Here is a 17,683-nt window from a genome sequence, read left to right as displayed (position 1 = left end):
ACGACTTTTGATCGTATCCAGCGCGTTACATAGGCAAGACGGGGATGGGCGGGAGCTACCGAACTTTTGTCATGAAAGCTTCATTTGGGATTGGTTGGTGGGCATTTGGGGCGGAGTACATATCCATTATTCAGGTGAGGGCTGATATTGGTTTCGCCCTTACGACGAGTCACTTTGGAAAAGAGCACCAAAGTAACCAAAGGGCTCTTGCCCCACCACTCGGCACCTCGCCTGCGTTCGGCCAGCGTGGTTAACGGGGCGCCTAAGATCAAGATCAAAAGCCAGAGCCAGAGCCAGAGCCAGAGCAGATCGAGATCTATCAGACATAGGGAGATCAACTGTGGGAGGGGGCTTGCCCCCGATGAAGGAGTGTCAGCCGAAAAATTTGCAGCTGACACACCGCCATCGGGGGCAAGCCCCCTCCCACAGTTGGATCTGGGTGTATCTGTAGAGTTGAATGAATGTGCAAAAAAAAGGGGCGATCACTGATCGCCCCAAAGCTACATCGAGAGGTCCTTCAAAAACGCTACAACGTGATCTGCTTGCGCTCCTCGTCCGTCAACCGCGCTCGCGCCTGTTCGCTCAGCGGCCCCGCTCCGAGCACTTGCACCGGGCTGTTGGGGTTGTAGCTGGAGCTTTTTTGCTCGGGCTCACGGGGCACGGGTTCGGTGCCAAAGCTCAGCACCTCCACCGTGACAATCGATGGCCGACCCTGCTTGGCCGCCGCCTGCTGGCCGCGTGCGGCGTCTTCTGCGGCCTGGGATGCTGCCGCCCCCGCCGCGCTGGCCGAACTCATGGCGTTGGTGTTGACAGCGGCCGTCACCGGCACCCCGGACGACTTGCCCTGGGTCTGGATGTTCGCCGCGTTCACCACCCGCAATGCGGCGATGTTGATGTTGCCCGACACGCGGATACCCGCCTCGCCCGCATCGACGGTGCCCAGCGGCGCGATCAGGTCGATGTCCCCCGCCGGCACTTCCGGGATCGGGTTGAGCGTGGCGATCCCCGCACCGGTGCTCGGCACCGACGGCGACAGGCCTACGTTGCCCCAGTTGTCGTAGACGCGCTTGGGCGGCGTGTACACCACGGTGGTCTTGGAACCCCGCCCGGCGTTGATATCGCCCTCGGCGGTCCAGCCCATGATCGAGCCGCCAAAGGTGGTCATGATGCGGCTCTGGCCCAGCAGGATGCTGCCCAGGGAGTACAGCTGGATATCGCCGGCGCCCTGGGTAATCACGCCCGCCGTCGACGGTGGTGCCGCGCCTTCGATACCGAAGGTCTGGCTGCCGCCCGGAGTGAGCATTTGGATGGAGCCACCGAAGTTGGTGTGCACGCCTGCACCGCCGAACATCGTGATATCGCCTTTGTAGGTGATCGGGTTGCCGGCCACGTCCTTGTCCGGGAACAGCGCTGCAATGGCCGCGCGGCCTCGTAGGTAGCTGCCCTGGCGCACGCTGCCGTCCTGGTTGTACTCGCGCCCTGCCGCCTTGAGTTCGGCGAAGTACACATCGCGGGCAAACACCCGTTGTTGTTCGCCAGGCAACGCCGCGTAATAGGCACGGGCCTGTTCGGCACTGCCGGCAAAACCGAAGCGCTCGCCGAGCCAACTGGCCAGTTCGCGTTCATAGGTTTTGGCGACTTTGCCGCCCTGGATCGACTCACCCGGTTGCGCCAGGTTGTCCGGGTTCAGGTAGGCCTCGACGAAGCGCAGGTAATCCGGGCCGTTGGGGCCGACACCGGCTTGCAGCACGATGCTGGCGCCAGGGCGCGTATCGCCCGCCGCCACGGCGCCCAGGCTGGTGATGCCGACCTTGTCATCCATCAGGATATTGCGCCCTGCCGTCACTTCCAGTGAACCGGGCCCGGCGATGTTGAAGCTGCTGTAGAGAATGTCGCGCCCGGCGCTGGCAATGGAGATATCGGTGGGGTTGTTATGCACGAACAGGTTGCCAGTGATGGTGTATTGCCCGGTCGTGGCGTCGCCACCATTGGCACCACTCAAGAGCGTGCCGCTGCGGACAATATCCCGGCCAGCCAACATCCACACCGCACCGGCGCCTTCATGGTAAGTCTGGCCGAAACGTGGGTCATCGACACCGGTAATGGTCAGGGTACGCCCGCTGTTGGTGCCCAGCAGGTCGCCCGTCAAGGCATAGAAACGTGCGGGTTCAAGGGTATCGCCCCACGCCGTACTGGCGGTGTTGGGGCCAAAAGCAAACAAGGGATGAAGCCCGACGCCGGCCACGCTGCCGTCGCTGGAAATATTCCCGCTGCCTGTCACCGGCGCACGGTTGATAAAGCCCAGGAAGGCGGGTTTGAAAATAGTCGCCAACGTATCAGGTGCGGCACTGGAGCGGCTGATGGTCAGGTCGCCGCCATAGATGGAGTCTTGCGCCAACAGCTCCAACTGCCCTTTGCTCGACGGTGCCAACACCATGGCCTTGAGTGGCTGAACGATTGATGGGTTGCTGGCCGAAGCGCCGCCGTAATACAGGCTGCCGTTAGCGGCAACGGCACGCAGCGTCGCGGGATACACCGCCGCCATGTCAGTCTCCAAGGCCTGCGTCAACGGCGTAAGATTGCCCCCGGCAGTAAACAGATCGATGGCCGTGCGCTCGGTCCACAGGCTGAACCAGGTCTGCCCGAAACCACTGACCCCATCTTTCTCGTAGGGCAGGACATTCATCTGCGGTGCACGACCGGGGTCGGCCACGTTTTGCAGGACCAAATCGCCACGGGTGGCCAGGCTGAAGGTCGCGTCGCCCGGTAACAGGCTCCAGCCACCCGCCGCCAACGCAGAGGTCGAGCGCATCGTATCGAACGCGCGGACCTCACTGGGGCTTTGGTTTGCAGGCTGGGTACCGTAGCGCAAGGTCAGGCTACCCAAGGCCCCACCCGTCAGTTGCACATGCCCGCGCAGATTCACCAGGGCGCCATTGAGCGGGCCCAACGCGATTTCACTGCCCGGGTTCACCGCGCCGCCGACCCGCACGTTCATATCGCCGCCGCCGGTAAGCTGCACGCTGCCATCGGCCGCGACCCGGCCAGTGCTGCCCACGGCCAGCACCAGGCCCGTACTGCGGGGGCTCACGTTGGCAGCCACATAACCCGCTGCCAAAGGCCTGAGGATCCCCGCATCACCGCCGACCTCGACATTCAGGTTGCCACCGCCCAGCGTACCGAACCCGGTGAAGCCCACCATCTGATCGGCCACATCCGGTACCGGCACAAAAGCCCCGAAGTTGATCCACCAGGCAGTCGCTTGCGCGGCGCTGCCACTCAAGCCATTGCCTTGACGCCACAACCAGTTCCCGACGTTGGTCGAATCCTGGCCAATGTCGGTTGGCACAGGTCGTCCAACACCTACGTTAGCCTGACTGGTGATGTTACCGGTCAGGTTCCCACCCACCTTCACCAGCAGATTGCCGCCGCCCTCCGGGTACCAGGCGCCTGTCGGGCTACCGGGTGTAACCGCCGCAGAACTGCCGGCGGTGTACACACCAAACAACGACTCCATGCTCAGGTCGCCGCCGGCCAGCAGTTCCAGGTCTGCCGCGCCGGTACGGATCACGCTGAAACGCGTGCTGCCCCCCACAATATTGGTCGGGCCATAGACCCCGTAATGGCTGTCGGCCAAACGCAAATTGCCGGCCGCTGGATGCGATTGCAGCAAGCGACTGTCGGTCGCCTGGGTATCGGCACCGGCCACCAGGCGCATCGACCAAGCCTGGGAGCCCTCGGCGAGCATCGGCGCAGCCGCCCACAGTTTGCCCTGCCCATCCGCCCCAGGCGTGCGCAGTTGCACCGAGGCCACACCGCCCAGCAACTTGACGTTGGTGCCCACCGGCAACAACGCACCACGGGGCAGCAACTTGGTGCCATTGAGGATCACCGTGGCCGTGCTGCCCAGTTTCCCGGGCAGTGGCACGCCCGCGGGCCAGGTCATGATTCGCACACTGGTGAGGCTCACCAACACGTTACCGGCGTCCAGGATGCTGCCGGCAGGCAGGCTCACACGCTCGGTCAATAGCGTGCCCGCCGGGTACAGCACAGTCCCTGCGGCATTGCGCACCGCGCCGGCCAATAGCGTGCCCGCCGGCAGTGCCAAGGTGGCGTTGAGGGTCGCGGCCACCGGCAATCGGGTGCCGACCGGCAGGCTGCGGGCCTTCATCGGCAAGTCGAAGTTGAGAATTGAGCCGCCGGGGAAGGTGGTGCCGTCCGCCAGGCTCACGCCGTTACCGGGCACCACCACCGTGCCGCCGGTGTAGTCAATGCCGGCGCGCAGTACCCAGCCGTTGTCATCGGCGCTGGCTGTGGGCGCTGCAAAACCGTCGTTGATGCTGCCGTAGATATTCAAGTCGCCACCGGCGCGCAGGGTCAGGCTGCCGGCTTCGGTGAGCTGGGTCGATTTGAGACTGGCGTAGCGATAACCGGACAGGTCCAGGTCGCCCTGCACCACCAAGTCGCCATCCGGGGTGTTGCTGATGATCTCTACACCGGGGCGCAGGTGGAACGTATCGCCGTAGGTGGCATTGTTCAGGCCGGCGAGTTTGTTGTGCACCAGGTTGTCGTTCTTGAGGGCTGCGTTGATGAACACCTCGCTGGCGGTATGTTTTTTATCGAGATAATCCTTATCGATCACCTGATACGGTCTACCGCTGACCGTCAGGTCATTTTTAACCTCGGCATCGTCATAGGTGATCATCCCGTTCAAGGCGATCGAGCGCGCACCCTCGATGATCAGGTTGCCACTGGCGTCGATGGCAATGTCATTGCCACCCAGGCGCGGCGCATTCAGCTCCAGGGTGCCAAGGCTGCGCCCGGCATTGGCTGCGCCGGCTTCGGTGCCGTGACGCAGGTCGATGTGCATGCCGTCGGCCAGGGTCAACTGGCCTTGGCCTGAGCCGAGGATCACCATGGCGCGGTTCGGTGCGTCAATGATCTTGCCGTAGCTGTCCACGCGCAATTGCGTGCCATGGGCATCCAGCACGGCGCTGCCGTCTACGGTCAGGCCCGTCTTGCCGGCCAGGTTGATGCTGCCGACGCGCTCGCCGCTGGCGTCCACCAGGCCGGTGACCCGCAGGCTGCCGTTATCCACCGAGACGTTGACGGTGTTGGCCTTGACGCCATTGCCAATGACCAGGTCGCCCTGTTTGAGTTGGAAGCTGCGGGTGCCATAGACCTGGCCGTCGTTGAGACGCTGGTTAAGCGCTGCAAAGTTGTCGCTCAGGCTGCCGCTGCCGCCCAAGTGCTGGGCCTGCACCTCCACCGCGCCCGCCAGGTACGGTACCAGGGTGCCGCCCGCATCGTAGTAACCACTGCTGCCAGCCAGGATCTTGCCCGCGAGGTCCACGGTACCGGCCGCGCTGCCCAATGCCACGGCGCGCAGTTTGCCGGCCTGGTTGTATTGGGCCGACAGGTCGATGGTCGAGCCTGCTGCCTGTGACACATTACCTGCACGGCTTTCCAGCAGGACTTCGCCGCCCGCGCTGTATTTGGTCAGGTCGTTGAAGGTGATGGCGCGACCCGAGACGTCAACCCGCGCCGCATCAGTGAGCACCAAATCGCCACGCGCCCCCAGGGTCACCTTACCGCTGGGCAGTACCACCGCGCTGGCCAGTCGCAGGCTGTCGCCCTGCAGCGACAGCTCGCCGCCCAAGCCATCCACCTTACCCACCGGGCCAGCCGAAGCGCTGACATCAATGGCGCCACCGGCGGTGATGTTGTTGACCGAGCCGGCTGCCCCCGTCAGCAACGGCGTGAGGATATTCAGGTTGCCGCCGCTGTAGGCAAAGCCTTTGATTGCATCGTAGGCGCCCTGGCTTTGATACACCGAAAGGCTGCCCTTGTGGTTGGCGGTGATGCGGTCACTGGCTGTCAGGTTGACGTTGGCAAAGCCCAGGGCCAAGCGGTTCAACATCGTCGTAGTGCTGGCCTGGGCAAATTCGCCATAGCCGAACTCGATGCGTTCGGCGTTGAGATCCAGACGCCCGCTGCCAGTGCCGGCGCCGCCCGCCACCACGGTACCAGGTGCCGCCTCGGTGCCCTGCCAGATCAAGTTGGCGGTGTGGATCGTCGCGACATCATTGGCGCCGCCTGAACCGTAAATCGCCGGGGTGGAGAGCATCAGGTTGCTCAACAGGGACTTGCCGGTTACCGCATCGTAGGTGTCCAGCGTGGCAGTGCCGTAGAAGTTGAAGCTGTCGCGTGCCGACAGTTGCAGGGTTTCCAGGGCGGGGGCGCCGAACTGGGTGTCACCGCGCAACAGGCGGTTGAGTACGTCCTGGGTGAGGGTCAGCCCCGCCGGCAAGCGGTTGGCCGCAGCCGCAGCGGCCAGGGCTTCGGGGCTGCCGACGTTGATGCTGGTCAGCCCAAGATTGAGGTGCCGGGTGCCGTAGCGCACCTGGTCGCTCATTTGCAGGGTGCTGTCGGTCAAGCCGACGATGCTGCCTTCTGAGTACAGAGCGGTTTGCCCGCTGCACGGTGCACTGGCGCAGACACCGATCTGGATGCCCTTGCCCGCTTGCGGTTGCGTCTTGGCGACCACATTGAGCAAGCCATTGGACACCGCCAACACGTTGGCCAAGTTGTAGATAAAGCCGTCGCGCGCGTCATAACTGGCCTTGCCACGCCCGATGGTGTTGATGGACGCGCCCTGCTCCACCACGATGGAGCCGCTGGAGGCCACCAGGAACACTTCCGGTGCTGCCAGGGTCGCCCCGTCCCGAAGGGTAATGGTGCCTGTGCTGCCGCCGGCCAGTTCGATGTAGTTACCGCCCTGGCCATACACCACCGCCGTCATGCCACCGATCATCATGCGGGTAGCGCCCAGGGCATTGAGGCTCTCTGCATCCAGGGTGACGCCGGTGAACCCGCCGGTGACCGTCTTGCCTGGCCCAACGATTTCGATATTGCCCCGGCTGGTCACGGCTACGGTGCCGCCATAGCCGCCCTCGGCGGCGTCAAAGCGCCCGATCCCCTGGAACGAAAAAGCGTCCGCCCCCGCACCCGCCTGCAGATTCAACTGCAAGGTCTTGGCATCCACCGCCAACATCGGCCGAGGTACGCCGAGCCTGGCGGCATCGGCCACGGCGAACTGCGCATAGCCGGTTTCGTTGTACTGGGAATACTGGCGCAAGGTGTCGGCCGAGGTCAGGATCACCTGGCTCGCGATGCTGTTGGCGATGCCCGTGTTGGCGATAGACAGGCGCCCCGCCGTCGACCACGAGCCATTGCGCATGGCTTGGGCCACACCGTCGCTGGCGCTGGCGGCCAACCCATTGATTTCCACCCTGAACGCCCCCGGCATCAGGGCATAGGTAGACGGCATCAAGGTATAGGTGCCCGCGGCCAGCCCCGGCACACCGGCGCCGATGGTGATCTGCTGGCCGATCAGTGGGTCGACCGCGCCGCCCTCCGGTGCCACGGGCGCATAGCCCGGCTGCGCACCCGGCACAATCGCATAGATCGGGTTGGTGCCCAGCCCCGGCAGCACAAAACCACTGTTGACGCCAAATTGCACCAATGGGTTGTAACGTGCATCCGTAGAGCCGCCGCGCCCGGAAATAAACCCGGCGCCGAGCAGTTCGCCACCGCCGGACAGGTCGAGTGTCGCGTCTGGCAGCACCGCCACCGATTGCCCGCCCATGACCACGCCGACGCTCAACCCACCGTTCACATTCGGCTTACCGCCCTGGCCAAGGAACGTCACGGTCTTGCCGTTGTACTGATAGATCTGGCCATCCACCGTACCGCCGTAAGGCAGCACCAGGCCCTTGCCGCTCACCGACGTGAGGCTGCCGGGCAGCAGTTCGACCCGGCTGGTGCCCAGGGTGCCGATTTCGATCAACCCCAGCGGCGCGCGCACCACGCCGCCCTGTTTGATGGTGGCGCCACCCAACACCAAGCGGCCGAACGCTGAGTACGGCATGGCAGCATTGCTGTCAGCGGTGCGAGCAATCGTCAGGGTACGGGTTGGGTCGAAGTTAAAGCCGGCACCCACATCACCGCTCAGGTACCCCGCCAGCACCCGTGCGCCCACCTCGGTCGCCGGGTACAACTGCGCCGCCCGCAGGGTCATATCCCCTGGCGTCATCAGTTGGGTACTGATGCCCGTGGCAATCACATCCTGGCCGGCCCCAGCCAGGAAGCGCAGGTCGCCCTGGCTGGTCAATTGCACATCATCAAAACCGCGACGGTTGACGCTGACCACGCTGCCATCGCTCAGCGGCAGATCACTGGCGTTGCTGAACAGCACACTGCCACGCACATCGATCAGGTTGGCGCTGGCCGCAAATAGCGCCTGGCTCGCGCGTTGTGACACCGCGTTGCTCAGTATCGGATGCAGATAGGCATCTTTGGTGGCGTCCAACGGTGCCAGGATGCCCGCCAACAACAGATACGGTGCCGACAGGTTGATCCGTGAATTGTCTGCCGCGTTCTCCGTGAGCCCCATGGCGCCGCTGTACAGGCGCAGGCTTTGGCCCATGCTCAACGACACATCGCCGTCAAAACCCAGCAGCCCGTTGCTGAGCAAGGCCAGGTTGTCAAAACCGCCGGCGCTGACCTGATCGACCCCGAGGCGACCATGGCCGTACTCCAGGCTGCCGGCCGCCGCATCAGCGGTGCCCGGTAACGCGCTGGCCTGGTGGGTTTGGCTCAACACCAACTCACGCACATTCAGCACACGGTCGGTGACGGCATTCTTGGCGTAGTACGGGCTTTCCAGCGCCAGGGATAAACTGCCCCCCGCCGCCCCCGCCCCGCCAGCGCGAGCAATAAAGCTGCCATCCAGGTACAGGCCGTTGTTGGACGCAAAGCTGATGCTGCCACCATTACTGGCGACCTGCACACGGCCCTGCCCCGGAATATCCAAGGCTGCCTGGCTACCCGACGCGTCCAGGCGCGCCCCCTCACGCACCACGACAAACAGGTCACTGGCCTTGGCAATGCCGGTGGCCAGGTCGATGTCGCCGCCGATGCTGATCTTGCCGCCATTGCGCACCTGGCCATAGAGCGCGCCGCGATTATCCACGCCGGTGACGGCGCGGGAGGCGACATCGATCAGCGCGTGCTCACCCACCCAGATCGAACGGCCATGGCCGCCGGCATTCACGCCTTCTGAGCTCGCGACGGTCAAGCCGCCCAGGCTCACGCTGCCGCCCCAGGCATTGAGGGTGCCGTTCATGGTCAACTGGCCGACACTGCGCAGGTTGATGCCCTGGCCTGGGTCGACAGTTATCACCGCGCCTTGGCCCACGGTCAGCGCCGTGGTCGCCAATTCAGCAGCCGTGGACTCCTGATGGCCGGCCGTCAGGGTCAGGCTGGCACCTCGGCGCTGGGTCAGCACGCCATTGATGGGGTCTTGCTCATACAGCGTCGGGGTCCAGCGCTCCAACACCGCGGCCGGGTCGCTGCCACTGGGCATTACTGACGTCTGCTCGCCCAAGCGGTAGACCGGTGTGGTGACATCCACTTGGGTGCCGTCGGTGACCAACAACCCTTCGTTGCCGGTGATGTCGTAGGCCGAGAAGCCTTTGTTGAAGAAATCCCCAGCCAGTTGCAGGGTGTCGGCCGCCGGTGCGGTGGCGCTGTCGCCGATCTGCACTTTGCGCGCCTGCAACGCCAGGGTACCGCCGCCATTCACGCCGTAGCCGCGTACCTCACCGTCCAGGCCCAGGGTGCCGAGGGCGCCCAGGGTCACGTCGCCGCCCTTGCCACCGGTAAGCGTGCCGCCCACGCCCAGGGTGGCCCCGGAGGACACATCCGTGACAGCACCGCTCGCCAGGTTCACGTTACCGGTGCTGCGCAGCGACACCTTGCCGCCGTTTACATAGGGCACGCCGCTGATATCCGTGGGGTCCAGCGCCAGGTTGTTCCAACGGCCGCTGGCGTCCAGCTTGACGCCACTGGCCACACTAACGTCGCCGCTGCCTGCCAGGATCGCGTCATTGACCGCCCCGGCTTTAAGTGGGTCGACCTGGCTGAGAATATTGCCCGCGTTGATACTGCCGCCATGGGCCGTGAGGTTGGCGTTGATCGCAACCCCAGGCGCAAACAGCGTGATAGCCCCGCCATCCGCTACCTTGAGCGCACCGTTAACGGTCACCTGCTGGGTGGCCGCCACCTTGACCGCGCCCAACTGGAAGCCGTTGAGTTGATCACTGTCGAGCACGACCTTGCCTTGGCGATCGGCTGGCAGCGCAGTGCTCAGGTCCAGGCCATCGGCGATCTTCTGCGTGTTGCCTTCGATCAGAACCTCATCGGCATTCGCCCCCAGGGCATAACGCAAGGTGCCGGTGGTTTTGTTGTAGATCGGCGTGTACTGCCCAATGATCAACTGGCCGCCCTGGGCCATCGCCTTCTGTGACTGCTGGTAACCGTCGAGGTTGATGTTCGGCGCCTGGGTCTGGCGCTGGCCCTGGAACACATCGCTGATCACCTGGCCTTCCAGCACGGCGCTGGTGGTGCCGACCACCAACTTGCCGGCATCACGGCCCACGGTGTAGCCCGACTCGTAGCGACGTTGCTGGGCAATCATCGGGTTGTAGAAATACTCGGTCTGGCCCCAACGGGCGCTGGTGGATTCAAAGCCCTTGTAGATGCCGGTATACAGAATGTCCCCCGGTGCCCGCGACAGCTCATACAAACGGCCATCGGGGCCTTTGAGCCAGGTCTGCTGGATATAACCGCCCTGCACATCCACGGTGCCGCCCGACAGGTTGATCTGCGCGCCTTGCTGGGTCACCACATCCTTGCCGGTAAAGGTCACGGTGCCGCCCTGGGCCATCCATTCCCCCACCGAATGACCTTGGGTGCCCAGGTAACCGCCCACTTCCAGCAAACCGCCAGCGGTGTACCAGCGATCTGTCGCATAACCATTGGTGCCGGCCGGCACGAACACCAACTCGCGCAGGTCCACCCAGACGTCGTTGTTGATCAATTGCCCATCGTCACGGTTGACCGGCGCATCGCGTTGTTCATTGCCCTGTACGTTGATTTTGATGTTGTTGGCTTCCATCGACACCTTGACGCCGACTGCGCCCGACACGTCAATGCTTGCGCCATCGCGCACCAGGCTGCGCCCTGCGGCGCTGACGGCGACTTGCCCGCCGGTGGCCAGGGTGATCGAGCCCTTCTGGAAGTCCACGGTGCCGCCGCTGACGATCTCGATACGTGACTGGTCAGTGCGGTCAGCCACGGCGCTGAGGTTGTTGAACTGCCCGGTGGTCAGGTTGGCCGGTGTGCCGTCGAGGTTGATCAGGCCATTGCCTTTTTGGCTGTTGAGGGCGGTGCTGCCACTGCTGTCCAGCAGGATTGCCGTAGTGCTGCCCTCCCCCAGGGTCACGCTGCCGGTGGCGTCGGTGGCCGAGTTGAGCAAGTGAATCGTGCCACGGGTGTCTACCGAAGTGCTGGCCAGCGCCACGCCGTTTTGCTGCACCTGGTGGCCGGTGAGGGTGATGTCGCCGGTGGAGGCCATGATCAGGCCGCTGTTGGTGACCTTGCCGGCGCTGCTACCGCTGTTGAGGCCTGTGGCTACTTCATTGCCACGGGTGGTGGAGCGATCGTTGCCGGTGGTGCCGACACCCTTGCGGATGTAAAAGCTGTCGCCGGCTGCCAGGGTGGTCTGGCCCTTGGCGGTGTTGATGGTGCCGGCGTTTTCCACCTCGGAGCCCAGCAACAACGCATAGCCGCCGGCGTCGGTGGACGTGGCCGGGTTGTGGGTCTGGATCAGCGCACCGCGCTGCACTTGGACTTTGCCCGCCGCATCCGTGAAGGTCGGCTGGGTGCCCGTGGCATCCACATAGATGCCGCGTTGGGTGAATTGATCGTCGGTGATATTCGCTGCCGCCGCCACCAGGTTGCGCACGTTGACCTGGCTGGTGCCACTGAACACCACGCCGTTGCGGTTCATGATCATCACCGTGCCGGCGCCGTTGATCTGGCCCTGGATCTCACTCGGACGTGCATTCGGGTCGTTGACGCGGTTGAGCACTGCCCAGTTGGACTGCTGCTGGAAATCCACGGTGGTGTTGCGCCCAACGTTAAAGGTTTCCCAGTTGAGGATCGCCTTGTCGGCAGTCTGCTCGATGGTCACCGTGGTCTTGCCGCCGGATTGGGTCTGGGTGGGGTTCTTGGCGTTGGTCCAGCCCTGGGTCAGGCTGTTGTCGACCTGCAGCCCCCCCTTACCGAGCCCATCGGGAATGGTCGAAACCTGGCCGAATGCCGCTTGCCGCCCGGCGGCCTGCGCCGCCTGTTGCGCCGCAATCGCGGCAACACTGTTATTGAGCGTACTGATAGAGCGCGCCAACTGCTGGTTGACCCGCGCCTGCTCGTTCAACGTTGGAACCCGCGTGCCCTGCCCAGCACTGAGCCGCGCCGCCGTCGCCGCCTGGCTCGCACCCTTCTCGGCAAACCAGGCGGAACTGAACGCCGTGGCGGCATGGGCGTTGCCCGCCACCATCAACACAGCGATGGCCTGGGCCAGCGGCTTGAGGCGCAACACTGACTGGGCTTTACGGTTAACCGTTGGTTTGCAGCGGGCCATCTGGAGGTTCCTTCTTTGTTATTCCACGGGGAGCAACACAGGCTCACGTATGAGGGTTAGGCGGTTGGCGAAGGCCGGGACTGAACGTTTGTCACGCAAAGTTCACATAGGGCTGGTAACGCAAAAAAATCAGCAACGGCACAGGCCGTTGCTGATCCGTGTTGCGGGTCGTTGAACGCTTGGGTTACAGCGGACGACCGATGCCGTTGCAGACGTTGGTCTTGCCGATGCTCAAGTCGCTGGTGGAGGTCACGAAGGTATCGGTGATGGCCGATTTCCAGTTGGCTGGCAGCGGCACGAAACGGTTGGCCGAAATGGCGGCGTCATTGTTGGCGGTGGCGCCGAAGTGCTGGGTGAAGAAATCACGCACTTGGGTGGTCTGGCCGGCGTTGGCGTAGCACTGGCTGAAGATCAGGTTGGTGAAGCCCAGGATTGGGTAGCCCGAATCAGGGTAAGCCTGAACACCTGCTACGCCGGCTTTGCCGAACACTGGGACCCAGTTGTTCTGATCGGCACGAATGGTGGTGGGCGTCGTGGCCGGAACCGGGACCAGGGCAATAGCGTCAGACACGTTGCCCGGTGCTGGCGACACGCCTTCTACGCCGTTTTCTTCGTCTTTACCGACGCGAGCAACCTTGGTGGCGTCGTCCAGACCTTCCAGGGTGGTGGCTGCGTAGTCAGGGCTCATGTAGGTAATGCGACCTTCGCCAGCGGCCAGGGCAGTCATCACACCTTGGCTACCGGTGGCAGCGACAGCACCAGCAGGCAGGCCGCCAGCGAAGCTGCTGCCGAACGAAGTGGTGACAGCGAAGTCTGCGCCCTCAGTGCACTTGGCATTCAGGAAGCGCGTGAACAGCTCAGTGGTGCCGCTGCTTTCGCTGCGATAAACCACAGTGATCGGGCCGGTACGGTCAGCACCGGAGATTTCGCTCCAGTCAGTGATACGGCCAGAAAACACGCCGCACAGCTCTTGAACGCTCAGGTCAACCGCTGCGTCGCCAGCTTTGTTGAACGGGATGGCCACCGAAGTGGCCACCGACGGCACCTGGATCAGCTTGCCCCAGGTCGCTTGTTTGGCAGACGCGTAGGTCGACAGTTCAGCTGCGGTCAGCTTGGAGTCGCTACCCGCCCAGTGCACGTTCTTGTTGCTCACGCCAGCCACGAACTTGGTGTAGTCGTTGGTCAGGAAGGCAGCCTTGCCGTTGCCGCTGCCCACGCCGATGTAGGGGGCGAAGCCGGTGGTGAGTACGCCAGCGGTTTGGTACAGCGGTTGTGGCAGGGTTGCGCCACCGCCGTTGATGTCAGCCAGTGCAGCCTGGGCCGAGCACAGTGCAGCGAGGGTCATGGATACCGCGAGAACGTTGCGCTTAAACATGAAGAAGCTCCTTTCGTCGTGTTTGTACGTTTGGGGTAGATGCTCTTGCATGACGCCATGGCTTCGGTCCCAAGCCTTGATGCGGGGGTGGCCGGGGGTGAAAACCATGGAGAGAAAGTCGCAGTTTCCGATGACCGTTGTGGGAAAAAACCTCGGGAGGAAATGCTTGATATTTAAAAAGATTCTCGGGTGTTTTGGTCATGGTTTTGAGCGGTTTGGAGGGGAGATGACAGCGGGGTTTCAGGGTGCGTGTCTGGAGGCCGCACAGCGGTGCAGATGTGACGAAATGAGGAACCCGAGCTTGGTCGGGACACTGAAAACACCGAGCACTAATGTGGGAGCGGGCTTGCTCGCGAATGCGGTGGATCAGCCAACGCATCCGTCACGGATGTACCGCATTCGCGAGCAAGCCCGCTCCCACACAAGCCCGTATGCACATTTAAGTAACGAGTTGGTTGATCTCGATGATGGGCAGCAGAACAGCCATGACGATCACCAACACCACCGCCCCCATCACTACAATCATCAGCGGCTCCAATAACGCCGTCATGCCCATGGCGCGCCGCTCGATATCGCGGGAAAGGGTCTGTGCCGCGCGCTCCAGCATCGGCGGCAGCGAACCGGTCTTTTCGCCGCTGGCGATCAGGTGGATCAGCACCGGCGGGAACACTTTCTCCACCGCCAGCGCGGGCGCCAGGTTGACGCCTTCGCGCACCTTGGCCGTAGCGTCAGTGACACATTGGTCGAGCCGGTCGTTGGACAGGGTCTGGCGCGCCGCTTCCAGGGCACGCAGCAATGGCACCCCGGCACCGCCGAGGATCGCCAGGGTCGAGGCGAACCGCGCCGTGTTCAAACCCAGCACAAATCGCCCGATCAACGGCAGGCGCAACACCCGACTGTGCCAGTTCAAACGCGCCACGGGGTTACGCAAGTACAGGCGCCAGCCCCAGAAACCACCGACGATCCCGGCAAAACACAACCAACCCCAGGCGCGAATAAAGTCGCTGGCGTTGAGCATCGCCAGGGTCAGCCCCGGCAGGTCCTGGCGCGCCTGGGAAAATGCGCTGACCACCTGGGGCACCACGTAGCTGAGCAAAAAAATCACAATGCCGATGGACACCAACCCCACTACACCGGGGTAGATAAAGGCGGTGAGGATCTTGCCCCGCAGGGTGTTGCGCTCCTCGATGTAATCGGCCAGGCGCTCCATCACCTGGGCCAGGTCACCAGACTCCTCCCCTGCTGCGATCAACGCGCGGTAGATCGACGGGAAGTCCCGTGGCCGCGCGGCCAACGCGTCGGCCAGGCGCATGCCGCCGCGCACATCGGCGCGCACTGCGCTCAGGGTCTGGGCGATGTGTTTTTTCTCGGCCTGCTCCACCGTCGCGCTCAACGCGGCTTCCAGCGGCAGGCTGGCGCCAAGCAGGCTCGCCAATTGGCGCGTGGCCCAGGCCAGGTCGTTATCCGATAGCTTGGCGGCGAACAGGCTGCTACTGGCTGCTTGTGGGTTGCCCTCAAGCTGCACCAGCAACGCCGTCAAACCACGCCCGCGCAGGCTGGCAAACGCCGCCCCCTGGCTGTCGGCTTCCACATGCCCGACCTCGACCTTGCCGCTGGCGTCGGCGGCTTCATAGCGATAGCGATTCATCAGGCGTCCCGTGTCACACGCAGAATTTCTTCCGGCGCGGTGACGCCGCTGCGCACCCAGCGCTCACCGTCCTCACGCATGCTGAACATGCCGGCACGGCGGGCGGCCAGGCGCAGGTCCTGTTCGTTGGCGCCCTGGTGGATCAGGCTGCGCACCGCGTCATCGACGGTGAACAGTTCGTGGATCCCGGTGCGGCCGCTGTAGCCAATCTGGTTGCACTGCGCACACCCCACCGGACGCCACGTACCGGGCGCTGCCGGGTCTTGCTGCTTGCAATGGGGGCACAGGCGACGCACCAGCCGCTGGGCCAATACCCCCAACAACGAGGACGCCAACAGGAACGGCTCGACGCCCATGTCGATCAGCCGGTTGACCGCCGACACCGCATCGTTGGTGTGCAGGGTCGCCAGCACCAGGTGACCGGTGAGCGAAGCCTGTACGGCGATTTGCGCGGTCTCCAGGTCGCGGATCTCACCGATCATGATGATGTCCGGGTCCTGGCGCAGGATCGCGCGCAGGGCCAGGCCGAACGTCATGTCGATCTTGGCGTTGACCTGGATCTGGCTGATGCCCGGCAAGTCGTACTCCACCGGGTCTTCCACGGTGAGGATATTGCTGGTGCTGGCGTCCAGGCGCGCCAATGCCGCATACAGGCTGGTGGTCTTGCCGCTGCCGGTGGGGCCGGTGACCAGCACGATGCCGTGGGGCTGGCGAATCAGCGTATCCAGACGCGCCAACAGCTGTGGCTCCATGCCCAGGGTTTCCAGTTGCAGGCGCCCGGCCTGCTTGTCCAGCAAGCGCATCACTACCCGCTCGCCATGCCCGGTGGGTACCGTGGACACCCGAATATCAATCGGCCGCCCCGCCACGCGCAAGGCAATACGGCCGTCCTGGGGCAGGCGTTTTTCGGCGATATCGAGCTGGGCCATGATCTTGATGCGCGACACCAGCGCGCCGTGCAGGGCCTTGCGCGGCGAAACCACATCACGCAGCGTGCCGTCGACGCGGTAGCGCACCACCGAATGGGTTTCATAGGGTTCGATGTGGATGTCGCTGGCTTCGTCCCGTGCGGCCTGGGTGAGCAAGGCGTTGATCATGCGGATCACCGGGGCGCCGTCCTGGGTGTCCAGCAGGTCGGTGACTTCGGGCATGTCTTGCATCAGGCGGTCGAGGTCTACCTCGTTTTCGGCGGCGCCCACCACTGCAGCGGCGCTGCCGGTGTCGGCGTAGGCGGTGGTGAGCAGGCCGTCGAGTTCGTCGTCGCGGACCTGTTCGATGTGGGACTGGCCGAACTGGCGTTGGACTTCGCTGATGGACCAACCGGGGGTTGAGGGGCATACCGTGAGTAGCATGCCCTCGCTGCTGGGGCGCAGGAGGATGCGTTGGGATTTGGCCCAGGCGTAGGGGAGCAGGCTCATGGGGTTGGTCCTGTTTTCCGGTGTACATATCCATTATTTGGGTAACGGCGGCTTATGGTTTCGCCCTTACGGCGAGTCACTTTGGAAAAGCCCCAAAGTAACCAAAGGGCTCTTGCCCCAACACTCGGTACCTCGCCTAGGCTCGGTATGCCCGTAATTCGACATGGATTTGGGGGGCCGCCGCCACGCGCCATCCATGGCGCGGGGCGGCTAAACCGGCATCCCTGCCGGTTTACCCCCCAAATCCATGCCGAATTCCAGCCAGCGTGTTTAACGGGGCGCCTCAGATCAAAATCAAAAGCAAAGCGAGGCGGCCTGACAGCCGACCTGAAAGCTGAAGCCTGCGCCGTTCCCTGTGGGAGCCGGGCTTGCCCGCGATGGTGGTTAACGATAACGCGGGAGACCTGATTCAACGCGGCGCCCTCAAGATCTTCGCGAGCAAGCCCGCTCCCACATTTGGGCGGCGGTCGGCAGACAATATCGGTCGGCTATAAGGCCGCCGCGCTTTGGCTTCTGCTCTTGATCTGAGTCGCCCCGTTAAACCACGCTGGCCGAACGCAGGCTTGAATCCGTGGGTAACCCGGCAGGACGCCGGGTTAGCCGCACTGGGCCATGGATGGCCCATTGCGGCGGCCCACGGATTCAAGCCTGCGTTCGGGCACACCGAGCCTAGGCGAGGTGCCGAGTGGTGGGGC

Annotated in this window: 4 protein-coding genes; all 4 read right to left on the bottom strand. The window is 63.8% G+C overall.

Annotated elements, in window-relative coordinates; all coding sequences use genetic code 11:
• Positions 1 to 526 precede the first annotated feature (526 nt).
• Complete coding sequence (locus DYL59_RS14030) at positions 527 to 12,547, bottom strand: filamentous hemagglutinin family protein (protein WP_135289726.1); 12,021 nt, start codon at positions 12,545 to 12,547, stop codon at positions 527 to 529.
• A gap of 184 nt (positions 12,548 to 12,731) precedes the next feature.
• Entirely contained in the window at positions 12,732 to 13,922 is a 1,191-nt protein-coding gene (locus tag DYL59_RS14025) for a substrate-binding domain-containing protein (RefSeq protein ID WP_135289725.1), read from the bottom strand.
• Between the two features lie 439 nt (positions 13,923 to 14,361).
• Positions 14,362 to 15,570 (bottom strand): type II secretion system inner membrane protein GspF, encoded by a 1,209-nt coding sequence (gene gspF, locus DYL59_RS14020; RefSeq protein WP_135289724.1) that lies wholly within the window; start codon positions 15,568 to 15,570, stop codon positions 14,362 to 14,364.
• On the bottom strand, positions 15,570 to 16,988 hold the full coding sequence (gspE, locus tag DYL59_RS14015) for a type II secretion system ATPase GspE (protein ID WP_135289723.1): 1,419 nt from the start codon (positions 16,986 to 16,988) through the stop codon (positions 15,570 to 15,572). The genes gspF and gspE overlap by 1 nt, the downstream gene beginning before the upstream one ends.
• Between the last annotated feature and the right edge of the window lie 695 nt (positions 16,989 to 17,683).

This window comes from Pseudomonas kairouanensis (genome assembly GCF_004682055.1).
Taxonomy (GTDB): domain Bacteria; phylum Pseudomonadota; class Gammaproteobacteria; order Pseudomonadales; family Pseudomonadaceae; genus Aquipseudomonas; species Aquipseudomonas kairouanensis.
The sequence above is the reverse complement of the archived record's forward strand: the minus strand, read 5'-3'. Positions and strand labels throughout refer to the sequence as shown.